The sequence below is a fragment of the Cupriavidus sp. 05N38 genome, from assembly GCF_056397345.1.
Window position 1 is genome coordinate 37,496 of record NZ_JBFTNF010000019.1, and the last position, 16,115, is coordinate 53,610.

The following is a 16,115-nucleotide window of genomic DNA, read 5'->3' on the forward strand; positions in this document are numbered from 1 at the left end:
GCCCCGGTGGCCGGGCATCGCGCATATAGAAGGGGGCATCATGAATATCTCGCTTCCGCAGCTCAAGGCGTTTGCCGCCGTAGCCCGCCAGAAAAGCTTCACCCGCGCCGCGGCCGAACTCGGGCTCACGCAGTCGGCCATTAGCCGCAGCGTGCGAGAGCTCGAAGACGAGATCGACCAGCGCCTGTTCGACCGCACCACGCGGCAGGTGGAACTGACCGACGCCGGAGAGCATTTGTCGCAGCGCATCTGCCACCTGATCGAGGAGGTCGAGCAGACGCTGCGGGAAAGCCAGGGCACTGGCAGGCCATGCCAGGGCCTGGTGCAGATCGCCTCCGATCCGGTGCTGTCGTCGATGTCGGTGCCGGGCTGGCTGGCGGGCTGCCGCACGGCCTGGCCCGGCATCGGCATCTGCCTGAAGGACCGTTCGCACGACGGCGTGTTGCAAGGCGTGCGTAGCGGCGAGGTGGATTTCGGCATCGCCACCAATCCCGAGGCAGGCGACGATCTCTATTGCGAGGCGCTCTGCGCCGATCCTTTCCATGYCGTGCTGCCGTCCCAGCATCCGCTTGCCGCGCGCGAAGCGATAGGGTGGGGCGATCTCAACGATGCGAACGTGCTGATGCTGGACCAGAGTTCGGGCATCCAGCCGGCGGTGGAGCAGGCCTTCGGCGTGTATCACGTGCGCGCGGGATCGCTGCAGGTGCTCGGCCATTTCGCCGCGATCTTCGGCATGGTGGCGCTGGGACTGGGCATCGGCATCGTACCGTCGCGCGCGCACTCGGCTGGCCTGAGCCCGGCCACGGTGATGCGGCCGTTGCGGCCCCAGGTAACGTCCTCGGTGATGCTGGTGCGGCGCAAGAGCCGGTCGCTCAAGCCGAACGCAGCCGCCATCTGGGATGCGCTGCGCGGCATGGAGTACGAACAGGCGCGGATGGCCCGGGTCGGGTAAGGCGCGGCGGGCCGGTTGCATGCGGGCCGCGCTCGCAAGGGCGCGGCCGACTGCCCGCGGCGGTGTCGCGTAGTTACAAAACTCGACGTGATATATTACATACAGGATATTTACACATAGTGCGATGCAGCATATAATGAAAACTCCTACTCACCATCCATACCGGAGTTTTCTGATGGACAGCGTTCTTCTTCTCGGCCTCGCTCTTGGTTTGCTCACCCTTGGCGTCGGCGTCACCTTCCTGATCGCCACTCGCGTGCCAACCGCCGTGCTGGTGCGCGCGCAGGAGCACGGCCGCTTTGCCGGACTTGGCGCGTCGCAGGAAAAGGCTGGCATTGGCCGCCCGCGTGCCGCTGCCACCGGCATTGGCGCGGAACCGCAACTGGCCCGTGCGTGAGGCTGCCGGCGGGGCAGGGCGGCGGGCCGTTCGGCCTGCGGCCCGAGCCCGCATGGCATCCTCGCCGATGATTGCCAACAGGCCCTCCTGGCCGCTGCATGCTGCGATCCTGTGCAGTATTCCGGGCCAGATGCACGCCGCCCCGATCACATCTCCCTCCCGTACATTGAGAACATCCGGCGCCCTCCTTGCCTGACTTGTTCTAGGGACTTTCCCGGATACCCGGCGACTGCGCCCATCCGCGCCCCTTCCCCCCGCCTTTCCTCGCCTCGCGCCAGGCGCTGCTCCCCCCGTTCCATTGATGCGCCGCGATGACCTAAGTCATTGATCCGTCAGCACCATCGTGCCTGTCGCGCGGCGGCGTTGATGCGTGTCGCGCACCAGTGGGCTTGGCCGCGGGTTTGGGCGCTGCCGGGGCGCATTCGCGACCGTTTTCGGGCCGCCGCCGGGTGGCTGAAAAGCATCTTGACTATATTGATATATCACATACTGTATAGCACTGAAACGACCCCAGGCAGCCGGGAAGCCGCGCCAGAGAAGGGCTCCGGAAAGGAGCGCCCGGACATGGCAGCCGTGAGCGCATCCCGCAAGAGGTGTCAAAAGACATCCTTCCCAAAACAAGGCGGCATGTCCCGCCACCAGGAGGCACACCATGGAACATCAGCAAAACGCGCCCGAGTCACGCTTTGCCTCACCTTGGGTACAGCTTTGTTTTGGCGTGATCTGCATGGCGATGATCGCCAACATGCAGTACGGCTGGACCCTCTTCGTCAATCCGATCGACGACAAGTACCACTGGGGACGTACTGCGATCCAGGTCGCCTTCACGATCTTCGTGGTGACCGAGACCTGGCTGGTGCCGATCGAAGGCTACCTGGTCGACAAATACGGTCCGCGCCCCGTGGTGGTGGGCGGCGGCCTGCTGTGCGCGGTGGCGTGGGCGCTGAATTCAGTCGCTTCGTCGCTGCCGATGCTCTACTTCGCCGCCGCGGTCGGCGGGGTCGGCGCGGGCGCGGTATACGGCACCTGCGTCGGCAATGCGCTCAAGTGGTTTCCCAACCGCCGCGGACTGGCAGCGGGTATTACCGCCGCGGGTTTCGGCGCGGGCTCGGCGCTCACGGTTGTGCCGATCGCCAACATGATCAAGACCAGCGGGTACGAAGCCACCTTCCTGTGGTTCGGACTGGGCCAGGGGCTGATCGTGTTCTTCCTGGGCATGGCCCTCTATCCGCCTTCGGCCAAGGTACTCAGCCAGGTCAAGGACGCAGTCAAGACCGCGACCTATAACGCCTCGCCGCGCCAGGTGCTGTCGTCGCCCATCTTCTGGGTCATGTACGCCATGTTCGTGATGATGGCGGCCGGCGGCCTGATGGCTACGGCGCAGCTCGGGCCCATCGCCAAGGATTTCGGCCTCGACGGCATGCCCGTCTCGTTGCTCGGCCTGACGCTGCCGGCGCTGACCTTCGCGCTCACCATCGACCGCGTGCTCAATGGCCTGACCCGGCCTTTCTTCGGCTGGATCTCGGACAATATCGGTCGTGAGAACACCATGTTCCTGGCCTTCGCGATCGAGGCGGTCGGCATCCTGCTGCTGGCCAGGTACGGGCAGAACCCGGTTGCGTTCGTGGTGCTGACGGGCGTCGTGTTCTTCGCCTGGGGCGAGATCTACAGTCTGTTCCCGGCTACCTGCGGCGACACCTTCGGCCCCAGGTTCGCCGCGACCAATGCCGGCCTGCTATATACGGCGAAGGGCACCGCGGCGCTGCTGGTGCCGTTCTCCAGCGTGATCACCGCCGCCACCGGCGACTGGCACGCCGTGTTCATGCTGGCTTCGGGCATGGCCGGGCTGTCCGCGCTGCTCGCCATGTTCGTGCTCAAGCCGATGCGCGAGGCCCATGCCAGGAAGTACGTGCATGCCAATACCACTGCGCCGATGGGCTACCGGGCTGTGCCGGAAGACCTCACCTGAGCGTGAGCTGCGCCGGAACCTGAAGCCTGGCAAGGACTTTCCTGATTTCGCGGAAAGTCCTTGTTGTATTTTCCGGCTAATCAATGCAGATGATCGGGGCTACCCTGTGCCCATGGCGCATCGATGTGTTCGTCAGCGCCGAACCTGCATGAAGGAGCCCGAAAATGAAAGCTGTTGGCCTGACGCGTTACCTGCCCATCGACAACCCTGAGTCCCTGGTGGACATCGATATCGCCACCCCCGTGCCGGAAGGCCGCGACCTGCTGGTCAAGATCGCGGCCATCGCGGTCAACCCGGTCGACACCAAGGTGCGGGCCCCCAAGGACAAGGTCGAGCCGCAAGCGCGCGTGCTTGGCTGGGACGCCGCCGGCACGGTCGCCGCGGTCGGGCCGGAAGTGACCTTGTTCAAGGCGGGCGACCCGGTCTTCTACGCCGGCAGCATCACGCGCCCCGGTACCAACAGCGAATTCCACCTGGTCGATGAGCGTATCGTCGGGCACAAGCCGGCTTCGCTCGACTTTGCCCACGCCGCGGCCCTGCCGCTGACGGCCATCACGGCCTGGGAGGCGCTGTTCGACCGGCTGGGCGTGTCGCCGCAGGGCGGGCATGCCGGGCGCTCGGTGCTGATCATCGGCGGGGCAGGGGGCGTGGGTTCCATCGGCATCCAGCTGGCCAAGACCCTGGCGGGCCTGACTGTCATCGCCACCGCGTCGCGTCCCGAATCGGCGGCCTGGTGCCGCAAGCTCGGCGCCGACCACACCATCGACCATCGCGGCGACATGGCCGGGCAATTGCGCGGCCTGGGCTTTGCCGACGTCGACTACATCCTCTGCTTCAACGACACTGATCGCCATTTCCCGGCGATGGCTACCGTGATCGCGCCCCAGGGCAAGATCTGCTCGATCGTGGAGAATGCCAGCGCGCTGCCGGTCGGCGACCTGAAGAGCAAGAGCGCGACCTTCGTCTGGGAGTTCATGTTCACCCGCTCGATGTTCGGCACGCCGGACATGATCGAGCAGCATCGCCTGCTCAATGAAGTGGCGCGCCTGATCGACGCCGGGCGTCTGCAGACCACGCTGGGGGAAAACCTCGGGCGCATCGATGCGGCAAACCTGCGGCGCGCGCATGCCATGCTCGAGGGCGGTCAGACGATCGGAAAGCTGGTGCTGGAAGGGTTTTGAGGCGGGCAGGCGGGCCTTGGCCCGTCTGCGTGATGCCGCCTCGCATCCTGTTGTGCGGGGCGCTAACGGAATGATATGCAATTAACGGCCAGACGTTCCGACCATCCTTCCGCTCGGGGTACGTGGCAATGCCACGCACCCCGTCTTGCCTGGCAAGGTCTGGAGGCGTGTGCCGCGGCTGGCCCCCGGTGCAGGCGACAATGACCGGGAGGCAGCATCAGCATCGGAACCGTACTAGGCGTGAGCCTCGGCAGGGGCGGCGCGGGATGGGGCGACAGGGCGCGCCGGGGCACCGGCACTGCTCACAAACGCCACCGCGCGCGCAATCACTGCCGCATCCTGCAGCACGCGCCGGTGTCCAAGCCCGTCGGTCGTCATCAGGCTTGCGCCCGGCCAGGCGCCGGCGATGGCTGCGCCGTTTTCCCAGTCGACTTCCTTGTCTTGCCGGTCATGGATGACCAGCGCCGGCGGTACCGGCCGCGTATGCCCGAGCGCGGGCACGTTGAAGGCCGACCAGGGCATGCCCAGCCAGCGCTCGCTGTTCTGCTGCATGCGGTCCAGCACCTGCGGGGCGATGCCAAGCCGCCAGGCGAGCGCGGCCGCGGCGCTGCGCATGTCGGCCGGCGGACCGATCATCACGGCGGCCTCGAGGTGGAGGCCTTCGCGCACGGCCAGCGCCAGCGCGGCGCTGCCGAGCGAGTGCGCAATGGCTGCATGGATGGGGCCGGCATGCCAGGCCGTGGCCAGCAAGGCGCGCGACATTTCCACCACCGAACTTTGCGCGGGACCACGCGCACCCGCATCGGAGGCGCCGTGGGAAAGGGCATCGAAAGCCACCACGCGCATGCCCGCGGCCAGCAGGGGTGCCACCAGTGGCTGCCATTGCGCGGCATGGCCGCCCCATCCGTGCGCCAGCAGCACGGTCGGTCCTTCGCTGCCCCAGCGGTACACGCGCACACGCCGGCTTGCGCCCTGTCCGGTTACCAGGGCCCAGTCCATGCGTGCCTGACCGAGCAGTTCGCGCCCGGCGGCATCCGGTCCCTTGCCACGCGGCGGGCTGAACCAGGTCCGTTCCAGCGCACGTGCCGCGCCGGAAGGATGGACGAGTCCGGCGAGTTGCCAATAGAGGCGCGTCCAGCGCATGGCGGGGGGGAATGCCGGTGCGGCATGCCGCTTTTGGGTGGGACGATTAATCGCTTGCGTCACGGCTGAATCTCCAACGAAGACTTCCATCCTGACGGGCTGCCAGCGGTTTGCGCTTCCGTTTGCGCTCCGCAAGACCGACCAGTCGTGCTATTTTTCTGTGCTGAAAAAGACAGCGCCTGGCTGCCTCGTGTACCTCTTTCCCTTTATTCATGTGGCCGGCATGCGTGCCGGGTAAAGCGGGGCGAATCTATTTGCGCGACGCCTGCGCCAGCTCGGCGCACCGCAGCAGCGCATCAAAGGCGCGGCGCGCCATGACCTCGCTGTCCTCGCGGCCCAGCAATTTGTAGGATTGCTGGAAGGACATGCCGATGCCGACCATTTCGAAGGCGAACTGGCGCGGGTCCTGCGCCGGCGAAATGTCGCCTTCCTCGATGGCGTCGCTGACCGCGCGGGCAATGACGCTGTGCCAGTCCTTGAGCGACTGCACCACCAGGTCGCGCGTCGCGCCGGGCCGGTCGCGGTATTCCTGGCTCAGGGCCATGAACAGGCAGCGGCCCTTGTTGATCGAGCCACCCAGCCAGAGCAGGTAGCCGTCGAACAGCGCCTGCAGCCTGCGCGTGCCACGCGGCTGGCGCAGGGCGGGGCGCACGGCGACATCGGCGAAGCGTTCCACCGCCAGCGCGAGTACCGCTTGCTGCAGCGCTTCCTTGGACTTGAAGTGAGCGTAGAGCCCGCTCTTCGACATGCTGGTGTCTGCCGCCAGCGTGGCGAGCGACAACTGGTCGAACCCCACCTGGGAGGCGGTGTCGAGCGCCTGTTCGACGATGGCTGCGCGGGTAAGCTGACCTTTTTGCATGGAACGAGAATAGCACGACCGGTCGGTTTGTCAATATCGGCCGTGTGCACTCTCGTCAACCTAAACTGCAGTCGTCCGTTAAGCTTGCACGGAGGCAGGAGATTGTGCTTTATTGGACCTACGGATTGGCGTAAGTTAGGTTTGTCCGAGCACTCTCAAGAAATCTGCACAAAGTGTTCCCCTGATTACATACGGAACGCTTTGCGTGCTCTATACTCGAATGCACGTCCGCGCACTTTTATTTTCACTGGTGACTGGAGACCGACATGAACAGTACAGCCGTGCCAAGAGGCGCTAGCGAACCGTTCCGGCAACTGCGGGCGTTGCGCCGAGCGCGAAAGCTCAAGCAGGAAGACGTCGCCCGTAAGGCCGGCATTTCCCGCGAAGCTTACCTGCGGGCCGAATCGGGTCAAGCCGACCCCCGCATGTCCACTTTCCTCGCGGCTTGCGAGGCGCTCGGACTGGAAGTGGTGCTGGCACCCCAGCATCTCGCTGCCGACGTCAACGCATTCATAGCCAGCCGCAACGGCGGCGTCACGGCCGCCTCCATGGCCGGCCAGGCGCCTGCCACAGCATCTGCTCCCGCCAGCCCGACACCGTCCAACCCGGTCGGTAGCGGCTTCGCGTCGAGTCCCGGCGAAGGTCACAAGCCCGCCTGAGCATTCTCGCCATCCCGGCCCGATCCGCGGCCGGGGTAGCGTGGTCTGTCCCGGTGCAGCAGGCACGCCTCCAGCCTGCTGTTCGAGCCTGCGTGGTTGCCCCGGGTGGTTATCCGCCCGGCGTGCATCCGGCGCATATGCTCGCTGACGCCCCGGCGCCCGCGCCCGGGACGCAGTCATTCCTGCCCGCAAGTCGGCCAAGTCCGCCAGTCCGCCAGTCCGCCAGTCCGCCAGTTCCCCGTTTTCTCCTGATCCGGCCCGTCCGCCTCGCCTGCAACGCGCGTCGCCGGGCGCCTTTTGCTGCGCCAGCCTTCCTTTACGCCCTTCCGCGGCCTTCAATGGCGATAGTGATGCGCGCATCGTCCTGGCCGCTGCCGGTTTGACACGTCTCGATTGTGCGATTACGATAAGGTAAATGAATTACGTATTGTGTAATTTTCGGTGATGCCTGGTCGGGTCTGGTCCGGTCTGGCGTAGCAGATGACATGACAGGCGGCAGGCAGGCCGCCGCCGGCGCAATTCCCGTCCGCCGCAGTCCCCTGCGGCGCCGGCTTGCCATGCAGGGCAGGGCGGCGCCGTGTCCGTAGGCGGCCGGTCCACGATAAGAGAGGAGCAGACATGAGCAAGGCCTTTGCATCGCAGGCGGACCTGCAGGAGAAGCAGGTCACCTTCACCAGGCTCTCGGAGAATGCCTATGCGTACACCGCGGAAGGCGACCCGAATTCCGGCGTGATCATTGGCGACGACAGCGTGCTGATCGTCGATACGACCGCCACGCCGGCCATGGCGCAGGACCTGATCGCGCGCATCCGGGCCCTCACCGACAAGCCGATCAAGCACGTGGTGCTGTCGCACTACCACGCCGTGCGCGTGCTGGGCGCCTCGGCCTATTTCAAGGAGGGCGCGCAGAACGTGATCGCCAGCCGGGGCACCTACGAGATGATCGCGGAGCGCGGCGAGGCCGACATGAAGTCCGAGATCGAGCGCTTCCCGCGCCTGTTCGCGGGCGTAGAGACGGTGCCAGGCCTGACGTGGCCGACCGTGGTGTTCGAGCGCGAGCTGACGCTGTTCCTCGGCAAGCTCGAGGTCAGGATCATGCACCCCGGCCCGGGCCACACCAAGGGCGATACCGTGGTGTGGATTCCCTCCCAGAAGATCCTGTTTTCCGGCGACCTGGTCGAATTCGATGCCGCCTGCTATTGCGGCGACGCGCAGCTCGCGGAGTGGCCCGCCACGCTCGAGGCGCTGCGTGCCCTGGAGCCGGCCGCGCTGGTGCCCGGCCGTGGCCCGGTCCTGACCACGCCCGAGATGGTCGGCCGCGGGCTGGACTACACGCGCGATTTCGTCAGCACGCTGCTGCAGCGGGGCAAGGAGGCGGTGGCGCAAAAGCTCGACCTCAAAGCAGCCATGGCCCATACGCGCGCCGCCATGGACGAGCAGTTCGGCCACGTTTTCATATACGAGCATTGCCTGCCGTTCGACGTGGCGCGCGCCTTCGACGAAGCGAGCGGAATCAAGCACCCGCGCATCTGGACCGCCCAGCGCGACAAGGAAATGTGGGCGGCGCTGCAGGAATAGCAGGAATAGCAGGAGTAGCAGCGAGAGATGCACAAGAGCGGCGGCCCGCCGCCGCCGCCGCGCCACCAGAGCCGCCCAAGCGGCCGGCGCCGGCGTTCAAGGCTGGACGATGGAGACATGATGGAAACGAACTACCAGGCCCGCACCTTTGCCTACCAGCGCTGTGCCGAACAGCAGGCGCCGCAGCCGGGCGCCGGGCCGCATTCCGTGCATCCGGTGGTGGTGGTCGGCGCCGGGCCGGTCGGCCTGACCGCGGCCATCGACCTGGCCCGGCAAGGCGTGCCGGTAGTCGTGCTGGACGACGATTGCACCCTGTCCACCGGCTCGCGCGCGATCTGCTTCGCCAAGCGCACGCTCGACATCTTCGACCGCCTCGGCTGCGGCGCGCGCATGGTGGAAAAAGGCGTGAGCTGGCACGTCGGCAAGATCTTCTTCGACGAGGAACTGGTGTACGGCTTTGACCTGCTGCCCGAGACCGGGCATGCCCGGCCCGCCTTTATCAACCTGCAGCAATACTATGTGGAAGGCTATCTGGTCGACCGCGCGGCCGAATTGCCCAACCTGGCCATCCGCTGGAAGCATCGCGTGGCCGGCCTGGCGCAGGACGATGCCACGGTGACGCTCGACGTGGAAACGCCCGACGGCAACTACGCGCTGCAGGCGCGCTACGTGGTGGTGGCCGACGGCGCGCGCAGCCCCGTGCGGCAGGCCATGGGGCTGGAAAGCAAGGGCCGCGTCTTCCACGACCGCTTCCTGATCGCCGACGTGAAGATGACCGCGCCGTTTCCCAGCGAGCGATGGTTCTGGTTCGACCCGCCGTTCAACCGCAATTACTCGGTCTTGCTGCACCGCCAGCCCGACAACGTCTGGCGCATCGATTTCCAGCTCGGCTGGGATGCCGACCCCGACCTGGAGAAGCAGCCCGGGCGGGTCATCCCGCGCATCAAGGCCTTGCTGGGCGAGGAGGTGGATTTCGCGCTGGAGTGGGTCAGCGTCTATACCTTCTCGTGCCAGCGCATGGACCGTTTCCGCCACGCGCGCGTGCTGTTCGCGGGGGATGCGGCGCACCGCGTCTCGCCGTTCGGCGCGCGCGGCGCCAACAGCGGCGTGCAGGATGCCGAGAACCTGGCCTGGAAACTCGGGCTGGTGCTGGCAGGCAGCGCGCCCGACGCCTTGCTCGACAGCTATGCCAGCGAGCGGGAATTCGCCGCCGACGAGAACATCCGCAACTCCACGCGCTCGACCGATTTCATCACGCCCAAGACGCCGGTGAGCCGCGTGTTCCGCGACGCCGTGCTGAACCTGGCGCGCCACCATGCCTTCGCCCGCCAGCTGGTCAACAGCGGGCGCCTGTCGGTACCGGCCGTGCTGCACGAGTCGGTGCTCAACACGCCCGATGCGCACGCTGCGCCCGGCGCGGGCAATGAAGCCGGCTTCGCCGGCGCCATGGTGCCTGGCGCGGCGTGCGTGGACGCGCCGGTCAAGGTGGGCGGCCAGCATGCGTGGCTGCTGGGCCAGCTCGGCAACCGCTTTGCCGTGATGGTGTTCACGGCGGCAGGGGGCCTGCCGCCGGCCGCCTTGTCTGCCTTGCAGGCGCTGGCCGCTGGCCCGCTGCCGCTGCCGCTGGCGCTGGTCTGCGTGGCCGCGCCGGAACATGCGGCGCAAGGCCCGGCGCTGCCGCACGGCGCAATCCTGCTCGAAGACAGCCAGGGCCTGCTCGCGCATCGCTACGATGGCCGGCCGGGCAGCGTCTATCTGTTGCGCCCCGACCAGCACGTGTGCGCGCGCTGGCGCGCCTTCGATCCCGCGCAGGTGCAGGCCGCGCTGCGGCGCGCGCTTGGCTGGCAGGACGGCGCCGGCGCGGCAGCCTGCGCTGGTAGTGCCAGCGCGCTCGAAGCCATTGCCTGACCACCCGGACGAACAGCCCATGCCGCTCAACACCGAACCCAATCTCGCCCGGCCGGACGATTTCTACGAGGCCCTGATCGATATGCACCGCGACTTGTCCGATGCCCAGAGCCAGTCCGCCAACGCGCAGCTGATCCTGCTGCTCGCCAACCATATCGGCGACCTTGCCGTCCTGCAGGAAGCCATGACGCACGCCCGCGCGGGCGTGCTTGAACGGGCTGGCCGCCAGCCCGCCGCCGACCCGGCGGCAGCGGCCTGACGCCGCGCGGCCGGCCGTCCCCCATACCCAGAGGAAAGACCAGAGGAAGATCCAGTCCATGACCCAGACGCAACAGAACGTACCAGCGCAACTGCGCGACCTGCCAGGCCAGGGCGGCTACCAGTCCGGCTTTGCCAACGAGTTCGCCACCGAAGCCCTGCCAGGCGCCCTGCCGGAAGGCCAGAACTCGCCGCAGCGCGCACCCTATGGCCTTTACGCCGAGCAGATCTCCGGCACGGCCTTCACCGCGCCGCGCGCCCACAACCGCCGCAGCTGGCTCTACCGCATCCGCCCGGCGGCCATGCACGAGCCGTTCAAGGCGCTGGAACAGTCGCGCATCGTCAGCCGCTTCGACACCGTGCCGGCGTCGCCCAACCAGATGCGCTGGAGTCCGCCGCAGATGCCGGTGGAGCCCACTGATTTCATCGACGGCATCGTCACCATGGCAGGCAACGGCAGCCCCGAAGCCATGAGCGGCTGCGGCCTCCACCTGTACCTGGCCAACAAGTCGATGGATGGCCGCTTCTTCTACAACGCGGATGGCGAGATGTTGATCGTGCCGCAGCAGGGCCGGCTGCGCCTGGCCACCGAAATGGGCCTGCTGGACGTGGAACCGCAGGAAATCGTGGTGGTGCCGCGCGGCGTTCGCTTCCGGGTCGAACTTCCCGATGGCCAGGCGCGCGGCTATATCTGCGAGAACTACGGTGCGCTGTTCCGCCTGCCCGACCTGGGCGTGATCGGCTCCAACGGCCTGGCCAATCCGCGCGACTTCCTCACGCCGCATGCCTGGTACGAAGACCGCGAAGGCGATTTCGAGCTCGTGGCCAAGTTCCAGGGCAACCTGTGGCACGCCCCGATCGGGCACTCGCCGCTCGACGTGGTCGCCTGGCACGGCAACTATGCGCCGTACAAATACGACCTGCGCCGTTTCAACACCATCGGCTCGATCAGCTTCGACCACCCGGACCCGTCGATCTTCCTGGTGCTCCAAAGTCCGTCCGACACCCCGGGCGTGGACACCATCGACTTCGTCATCTTCGGCCCGCGCTGGCTGACCATGGAGAATACCTTCCGCCCGCCCTGGTTCCACCGCAACATTGCCAGCGAGTTCATGGGCCTGATCGAGGGCGTGTACGACGCCAAGGCCGACGGTTTCTCGCCGGGCGGCGCCAGCCTGCACAACTGCATGAGCGGCCACGGCCCGGATGCCGAGACCTTCGCCAAGGCCACCGCCGCGGATACGTCGCAGCCGCACCGTATCAGCGATACCATGGCCTTTATGTTCGAGACCCCGGCGGTGATCCGGCCCACGCCGTACGCGGCCGAGTCCGCGCAGCTCCAGCACGATTACTACACCTGCTGGCAAGGGCTGAAGAAGCATTTCGATCCGACGCGGCGCTAGGCCCTGGCCTGCCCGTCGCGCCATCCGCACATCCCGGGGCGCCGGCGCAGCCAGGCTGCCGGCGCCCCAAGGCATAGACATTCCCTTTTGGAGCCCCCGATGACCACCGTCCAGCAAAGTTGGATCGAATCCGCCAACGATGGCGTAACGCATTTCCCGCTGCAGAACCTGCCGTACGGCATCTTTTCCACGAACGGGCAGGGCCCGCGCGTGGGCGTTGCGATCGGCGATTTCGTCGTCGACCTTGCCGTGCTGGATGCAGCAGGCCTGCTGCCGCCCGCCGTCAAGGGCGTGTTCGGCGGCGCCACGCTCAACGCGTTCATCGCACTCGGCAAGCCGGCCTGGACCGAGACCCGCCAGCGCCTGGCCAGCCTGCTGTCGACCGACGACGACACCCTGCGCGGCAAATCGGCCCTGCACGAACAGGCGCTGGTGCCGATGGCCTGGGCCACCCTGCACCTGCCGGTGGACATTCCCGGCTATACGGATTTCTATTCCTCGCGCGAGCACGCTACCAATGTCGGCCGCATGTTCCGCGACCCGGACAACGCCTTGCTGCCCAACTGGCTGGAAATTCCCATCGGCTATAACGGCCGCGCCAGCTCGGTGGTGGTGAGCGGCACGCCGCTGCACCGCCCCAAGGGCCAGATCAAGCCGCCCGACCAGCCGCGCCCGATCTTCACCGCCTGTCGCAAGCTCGACTATGAGCTGGAAATGGCGTTTATCGTCGGCAAGCCGTCGGCGCTGGGCGAAGCCGTGAGCACCGCGGACGCGCCGTCGCATATCTTCGGCATGGTGATCCTCAACGACTGGAGCGCGCGCGACATCCAGCAGTGGGAATACGTGCCGCTGGGGCCGTTCAACAGCAAGGGCTTCGGTACCTCGATTTCTCCGTGGGTGGTGACCATGGACGCRCTGGAGCCGTTCCGCCGGGACAATCCCGCGCAGTCGCCCGAGCCCTTGCCATACCTGCTGCAGCAGCAGGGCAACGCCTACGATATCGCGCTCGAAGTCGCCTTGCGCCCGGAAGGCTCCGCGCATGCCACCACGGTCTGCCACACCAACTTCAAGGCCATGTACTGGACCATGGTGCAGCAGCTCGCCCACCACACCGTCTCCGGCTGCAACGTGCGCGTGGGCGACCTGATGGGTTCCGGCACCATCAGCGGCACCACGCCGGACTCCTACGGGAGCCTGCTGGAATCCACCCGCAACGGCGCCGAGCCGCTCACGCTGGCCGACGGCGCCAAGCGCGGCTTCCTCGAAGACGGCGACGAGGTGATCATGACCGGCTGGTGCCAGGGCGACGGCTATCGCGTCGGCTTCGGCGAGGTCAGCGGGAAGATCCTGGCGGCGCGCTGAGACTCCCGCGCCGCACCCGCCGGGAGCCGTCTGCAGGCTCCCGGTGCGCCGCTCGCGACCGCGCCCGGCGCGCACCCTCCTCACCGCCGATCCGCTGCCAGGCGGCCTCCGGCGGCCCTTCCGGCCTGCCCGGCCCCCGGCGCGGCTCCCAGCACGGCCCCCAGCACGGCCCCCAGCACGGCCCCCGGCGCGGCCCCCAGCGGTGCCATCGCGCAGCCGCGCCCCGGTCGTTACATTTGCGAACCTTCTTAACGATCTCGCATCGCCTTCCGATGTCCCTTTGTGCGAGAATTCGGCCCTGACAAAATGCGCAGGTCAGATTCGTCCTATTTGCTGAATATATTTCTTGCGCCACACCAGGGGTTTCCGCGGTCCTGATCACGCCCCGAGGTTAGTTTTGCGCGCTTTTTGCCGTTATTTCGGAAATGCAGGTTGCGGCCCATGGCATGTGGGCGGCGCCCTGGAAAAACAGGCGGCAATTAGCAGTCAACAGAGGCAAACAGGCGGTGAGCGGTTGATATCTCCTGATAACGTTGCGTCATCAGAGTGTTGTTCGATGCCTGGCCGGCGCGCTTCGCGAGGTCTCGCGAGAGCGCTGCCCGCCACCTGGGCGCGCAGCGCTCGCCGGCGGGCCGGCAGCGCCGCTGCCATTTCTTCCACCCAACGCGAACGGCATGGCAATGGAATTCGGTATTCGCGCATGGGCGGCATGTGCAGCACAACTAGACACGCAGCAAGCCTGGCTTGACTGGAGCCGTGCGCCCTGGCTGCCGGCCGGTGACGAACTGCCCGCATTGAGCGCCATGGCCCCGATGTTGCGCCGGCGCGCCAGCGCGCTAGGCCGGGCCGCTCTCCATCCCGCCTACGCCTGCCAGCCGGGCGTGGAGGGCATTCCCGTCATCTTCGCGTCGCGCCATGGCGATACGCTGCGCCCGCTGCAGATGCTCGGCGACCTCGCCGACGGCGAGGCCCTGTCGCCCACGGCGTTCGGCCTGTCCGTGCATAACGCCATCGGGGCACTGTATTCGATCGACCGCGGCGATCCCGCTAACCTGCAAGCGCTGGCCGCCGGCCGCGACACCGTCGAAGCGGCGGTGGCGGAAGCCTGCGGCCTGCTGGCCGATGGCGCCGCCGAAGTCCTGCTGGTGCACTACGAGGCGCCGCTGCCCACCGCCTACGCGGTCTTTGCCGACGAACCCGAGTGCCTGTTCGGCTGGGCCTGGCGCGTGTCCAGGCCGCAGCCCGGCGAGGTCCGGTTCAGCCTCGAGGCGACCAGCGCCGCCGACGCCCCGGCCACGCCAGGCGCCTTGCTGCCCCATGGGCTGGACGTCTTGCGCTTCATGCTGGCGGGCGATGCCGAACTGCGCCACCGCGGCGAGCGCGGCGCATGGAGGTGGCAGCGCCATGGTTGAGCGCCTGGACCGTGCCTGGCGCGTGTGCGCCACGGGACTGTGCTTCTCCAGCTTCGGCGTGGGCGGCTTGCTGCTGCGCGTGGCGGTATTCCCGCTGATGACGGTGCTGCTGTGGTCCTCGGCACGCCGCCAGCGGGTGTGCAAGAACATCATCCACCATGCCTTCCGGCTGTTCCTGCTGCTCATGCGCACCGTCGGCGTGATCCGCTACGAGGTGCGGCACCCCGAGCGGCTGCAACGCAGCGGCCTGCTGATCGTGGCCAACCATCCCTCGCTGATCGACGTGGTGTTCCTGATCGCGCTGACGCGCCAGGCCGACTGCGTGGTCAAGGCGGGGCTGGCCCGCAACCCGTTTACGCGCGGGCCGGTGCGCGCCACCGGCTACGTCTGCAACGATTCCGGTGCCGGCATGGTGGACGACTGCATTGCCTCGCTGAACGCGGGCAACAACCTCGTCATCTTTCCCGAGGGCACGCGCACCGCATTGCAAGGTCCGCTGCGGCTGCAGCGCGGCGCGGCCAATATCGCCGTGCGCGGCGGCTTCGCGCTCACGCCGGTGGTGATCCGCTGCGAGCCGCCCACCCTGACCAAGGGTGAAAAGTGGTATCGCGTGCCGGCGCGCAGGCCCCGTTACATCATCGACGTGCGAGAAGACGTCAGCGTCGCCCAGTGGGTGCCGTCCGGACTGGACGACGCGCTGGCCGTCAGGCATCTGACCCAATCGCTATCCGAGTTTTTTTCCAGGGAGGTCCGCCGTGAAGGCGCTTGAACACGAAATCAAGGAACTGATCATTTCATCGCTGTCGCTCGAAGACATCGGCCCGGCCGATATCGACGACGGCGCGCCGCTGTTCATCGAAGGCCTGGGCCTGGATTCGATCGACGCGCTCGAGCTCGGCCTGGCGCTGCAAAAGCGCTATGGCGTGACCATGAACGGGGACAAGGACGAGATGCGCGCGCGTTTCGCCAGCGTCACCGCACTGGCCGCCTTCGTGGCCTCGCAGCGCGCCGGCCAGGCTTCGGCCTGAGCCTGC

At 67.1% G+C, this 16,115-nt stretch carries 15 protein-coding genes; 13 read left to right on the forward strand and 2 right to left on the reverse strand.

The features are described from left to right. Positions 1-40 precede the first annotated feature (40 nt). From AC1DK4_RS15835 to AC1DK4_RS15850, 4 genes are all read left to right on the forward strand, one after another. Positions 41-952, forward strand: coding sequence for a LysR family transcriptional regulator (locus AC1DK4_RS15835; RefSeq protein ID WP_477131630.1), 912 nt, complete (start codon positions 41-43; stop codon positions 950-952). 175 nt (positions 953-1,127) lie between these two features. Further along, positions 1,128-1,349: a hypothetical protein gene (locus tag AC1DK4_RS15840; RefSeq protein ID WP_441621379.1), complete on the forward strand. Its 222-nt coding sequence runs from the start codon at positions 1,128-1,130 to the stop codon at positions 1,347-1,349. Between the two features lie 652 nt (positions 1,350-2,001). After that, entirely contained in the window at positions 2,002-3,318 is a 1,317-nt protein-coding gene (gene oxlT / locus AC1DK4_RS15845) for an oxalate/formate MFS antiporter (RefSeq protein WP_441621377.1), read from the forward strand. Positions 3,319-3,482: 164 nt separating this feature from the next. Beyond that, complete coding sequence (locus tag AC1DK4_RS15850) at positions 3,483-4,499, forward strand: zinc-binding alcohol dehydrogenase family protein (protein ID WP_441621375.1); 1,017 nt, start codon at positions 3,483-3,485, stop codon at positions 4,497-4,499. Positions 4,500-4,733: 234 nt separating this feature from the next. Here AC1DK4_RS15850 and AC1DK4_RS15855 read toward each other — a convergent pair whose 3' ends face one another. After that, positions 4,734-5,642 (reverse strand): alpha/beta fold hydrolase, encoded by a 909-nt coding sequence (locus AC1DK4_RS15855; protein WP_441621443.1) that lies wholly within the window; start codon positions 5,640-5,642, stop codon positions 4,734-4,736. Positions 5,643-5,892: 250 nt separating this feature from the next. Next, the gene (locus tag AC1DK4_RS15860) at positions 5,893-6,501 is read right to left on the reverse strand and encodes a TetR/AcrR family transcriptional regulator (RefSeq protein WP_441621373.1); all 609 of its coding nucleotides are present in this window, start codon (positions 6,499-6,501) and stop codon (positions 5,893-5,895) included. 266 nt (positions 6,502-6,767) lie between these two features. Here AC1DK4_RS15860 and AC1DK4_RS15865 point away from each other — a divergent pair, with 266 nt between their 5' ends. From AC1DK4_RS15865 to AC1DK4_RS15905, 9 genes are all read left to right on the forward strand, one after another. Then, positions 6,768-7,160, forward strand: a complete 393-nt coding sequence (locus tag AC1DK4_RS15865; RefSeq protein WP_441621371.1) for a helix-turn-helix domain-containing protein — start codon at positions 6,768-6,770, stop codon at positions 7,158-7,160. A 618-nt stretch (positions 7,161-7,778) separates the two neighbouring features. Further along, positions 7,779-8,738 carry an MBL fold metallo-hydrolase gene (locus AC1DK4_RS15870; RefSeq protein WP_441621369.1) on the forward strand — a complete coding sequence of 320 codons (960 nt, stop codon included), beginning with the start codon at positions 7,779-7,781 and terminating at the stop codon, positions 8,736-8,738. A gap of 120 nt (positions 8,739-8,858) precedes the next feature. After that, complete coding sequence (locus AC1DK4_RS15875; protein ID WP_441621441.1) at positions 8,859-10,646, forward strand: FAD-dependent oxidoreductase; 1,788 nt, start codon at positions 8,859-8,861, stop codon at positions 10,644-10,646. 19 nt (positions 10,647-10,665) lie between these two features. Continuing rightward, a complete protein-coding gene (locus AC1DK4_RS15880; protein WP_441621367.1) occupies positions 10,666-10,905 on the forward strand; it encodes a DUF2783 domain-containing protein in 240 nt (79 codons plus the stop codon). Between the two features lie 58 nt (positions 10,906-10,963). Continuing rightward, a complete protein-coding gene (hmgA, locus tag AC1DK4_RS15885) occupies positions 10,964-12,307 on the forward strand; it encodes a homogentisate 1,2-dioxygenase (RefSeq protein ID WP_441621365.1) in 1,344 nt (447 codons plus the stop codon). Between the two features lie 99 nt (positions 12,308-12,406). Next, positions 12,407-13,669 (forward strand): fumarylacetoacetase, encoded by a 1,263-nt coding sequence (fahA, locus tag AC1DK4_RS15890; RefSeq protein WP_441621363.1) that lies wholly within the window; start codon positions 12,407-12,409, stop codon positions 13,667-13,669. Between the two features lie 674 nt (positions 13,670-14,343). Next, positions 14,344-15,081, forward strand: a complete 738-nt coding sequence (locus tag AC1DK4_RS15895; RefSeq protein ID WP_441621361.1) for a beta-ketoacyl synthase chain length factor — start codon at positions 14,344-14,346, stop codon at positions 15,079-15,081. Next, positions 15,074-15,850: a lysophospholipid acyltransferase family protein gene (locus tag AC1DK4_RS15900; RefSeq protein ID WP_441621360.1), complete on the forward strand. Its 777-nt coding sequence runs from the start codon at positions 15,074-15,076 to the stop codon at positions 15,848-15,850. Before AC1DK4_RS15895 ends, AC1DK4_RS15900 begins: the two co-directional genes overlap by 8 nt. Next, positions 15,837-16,109 (forward strand): phosphopantetheine-binding protein, encoded by a 273-nt coding sequence (locus AC1DK4_RS15905; RefSeq protein ID WP_441621358.1) that lies wholly within the window; start codon positions 15,837-15,839, stop codon positions 16,107-16,109. The genes AC1DK4_RS15900 and AC1DK4_RS15905 overlap by 14 nt, the downstream gene beginning before the upstream one ends. Positions 16,110-16,115: the final 6 nt, after the last annotated feature.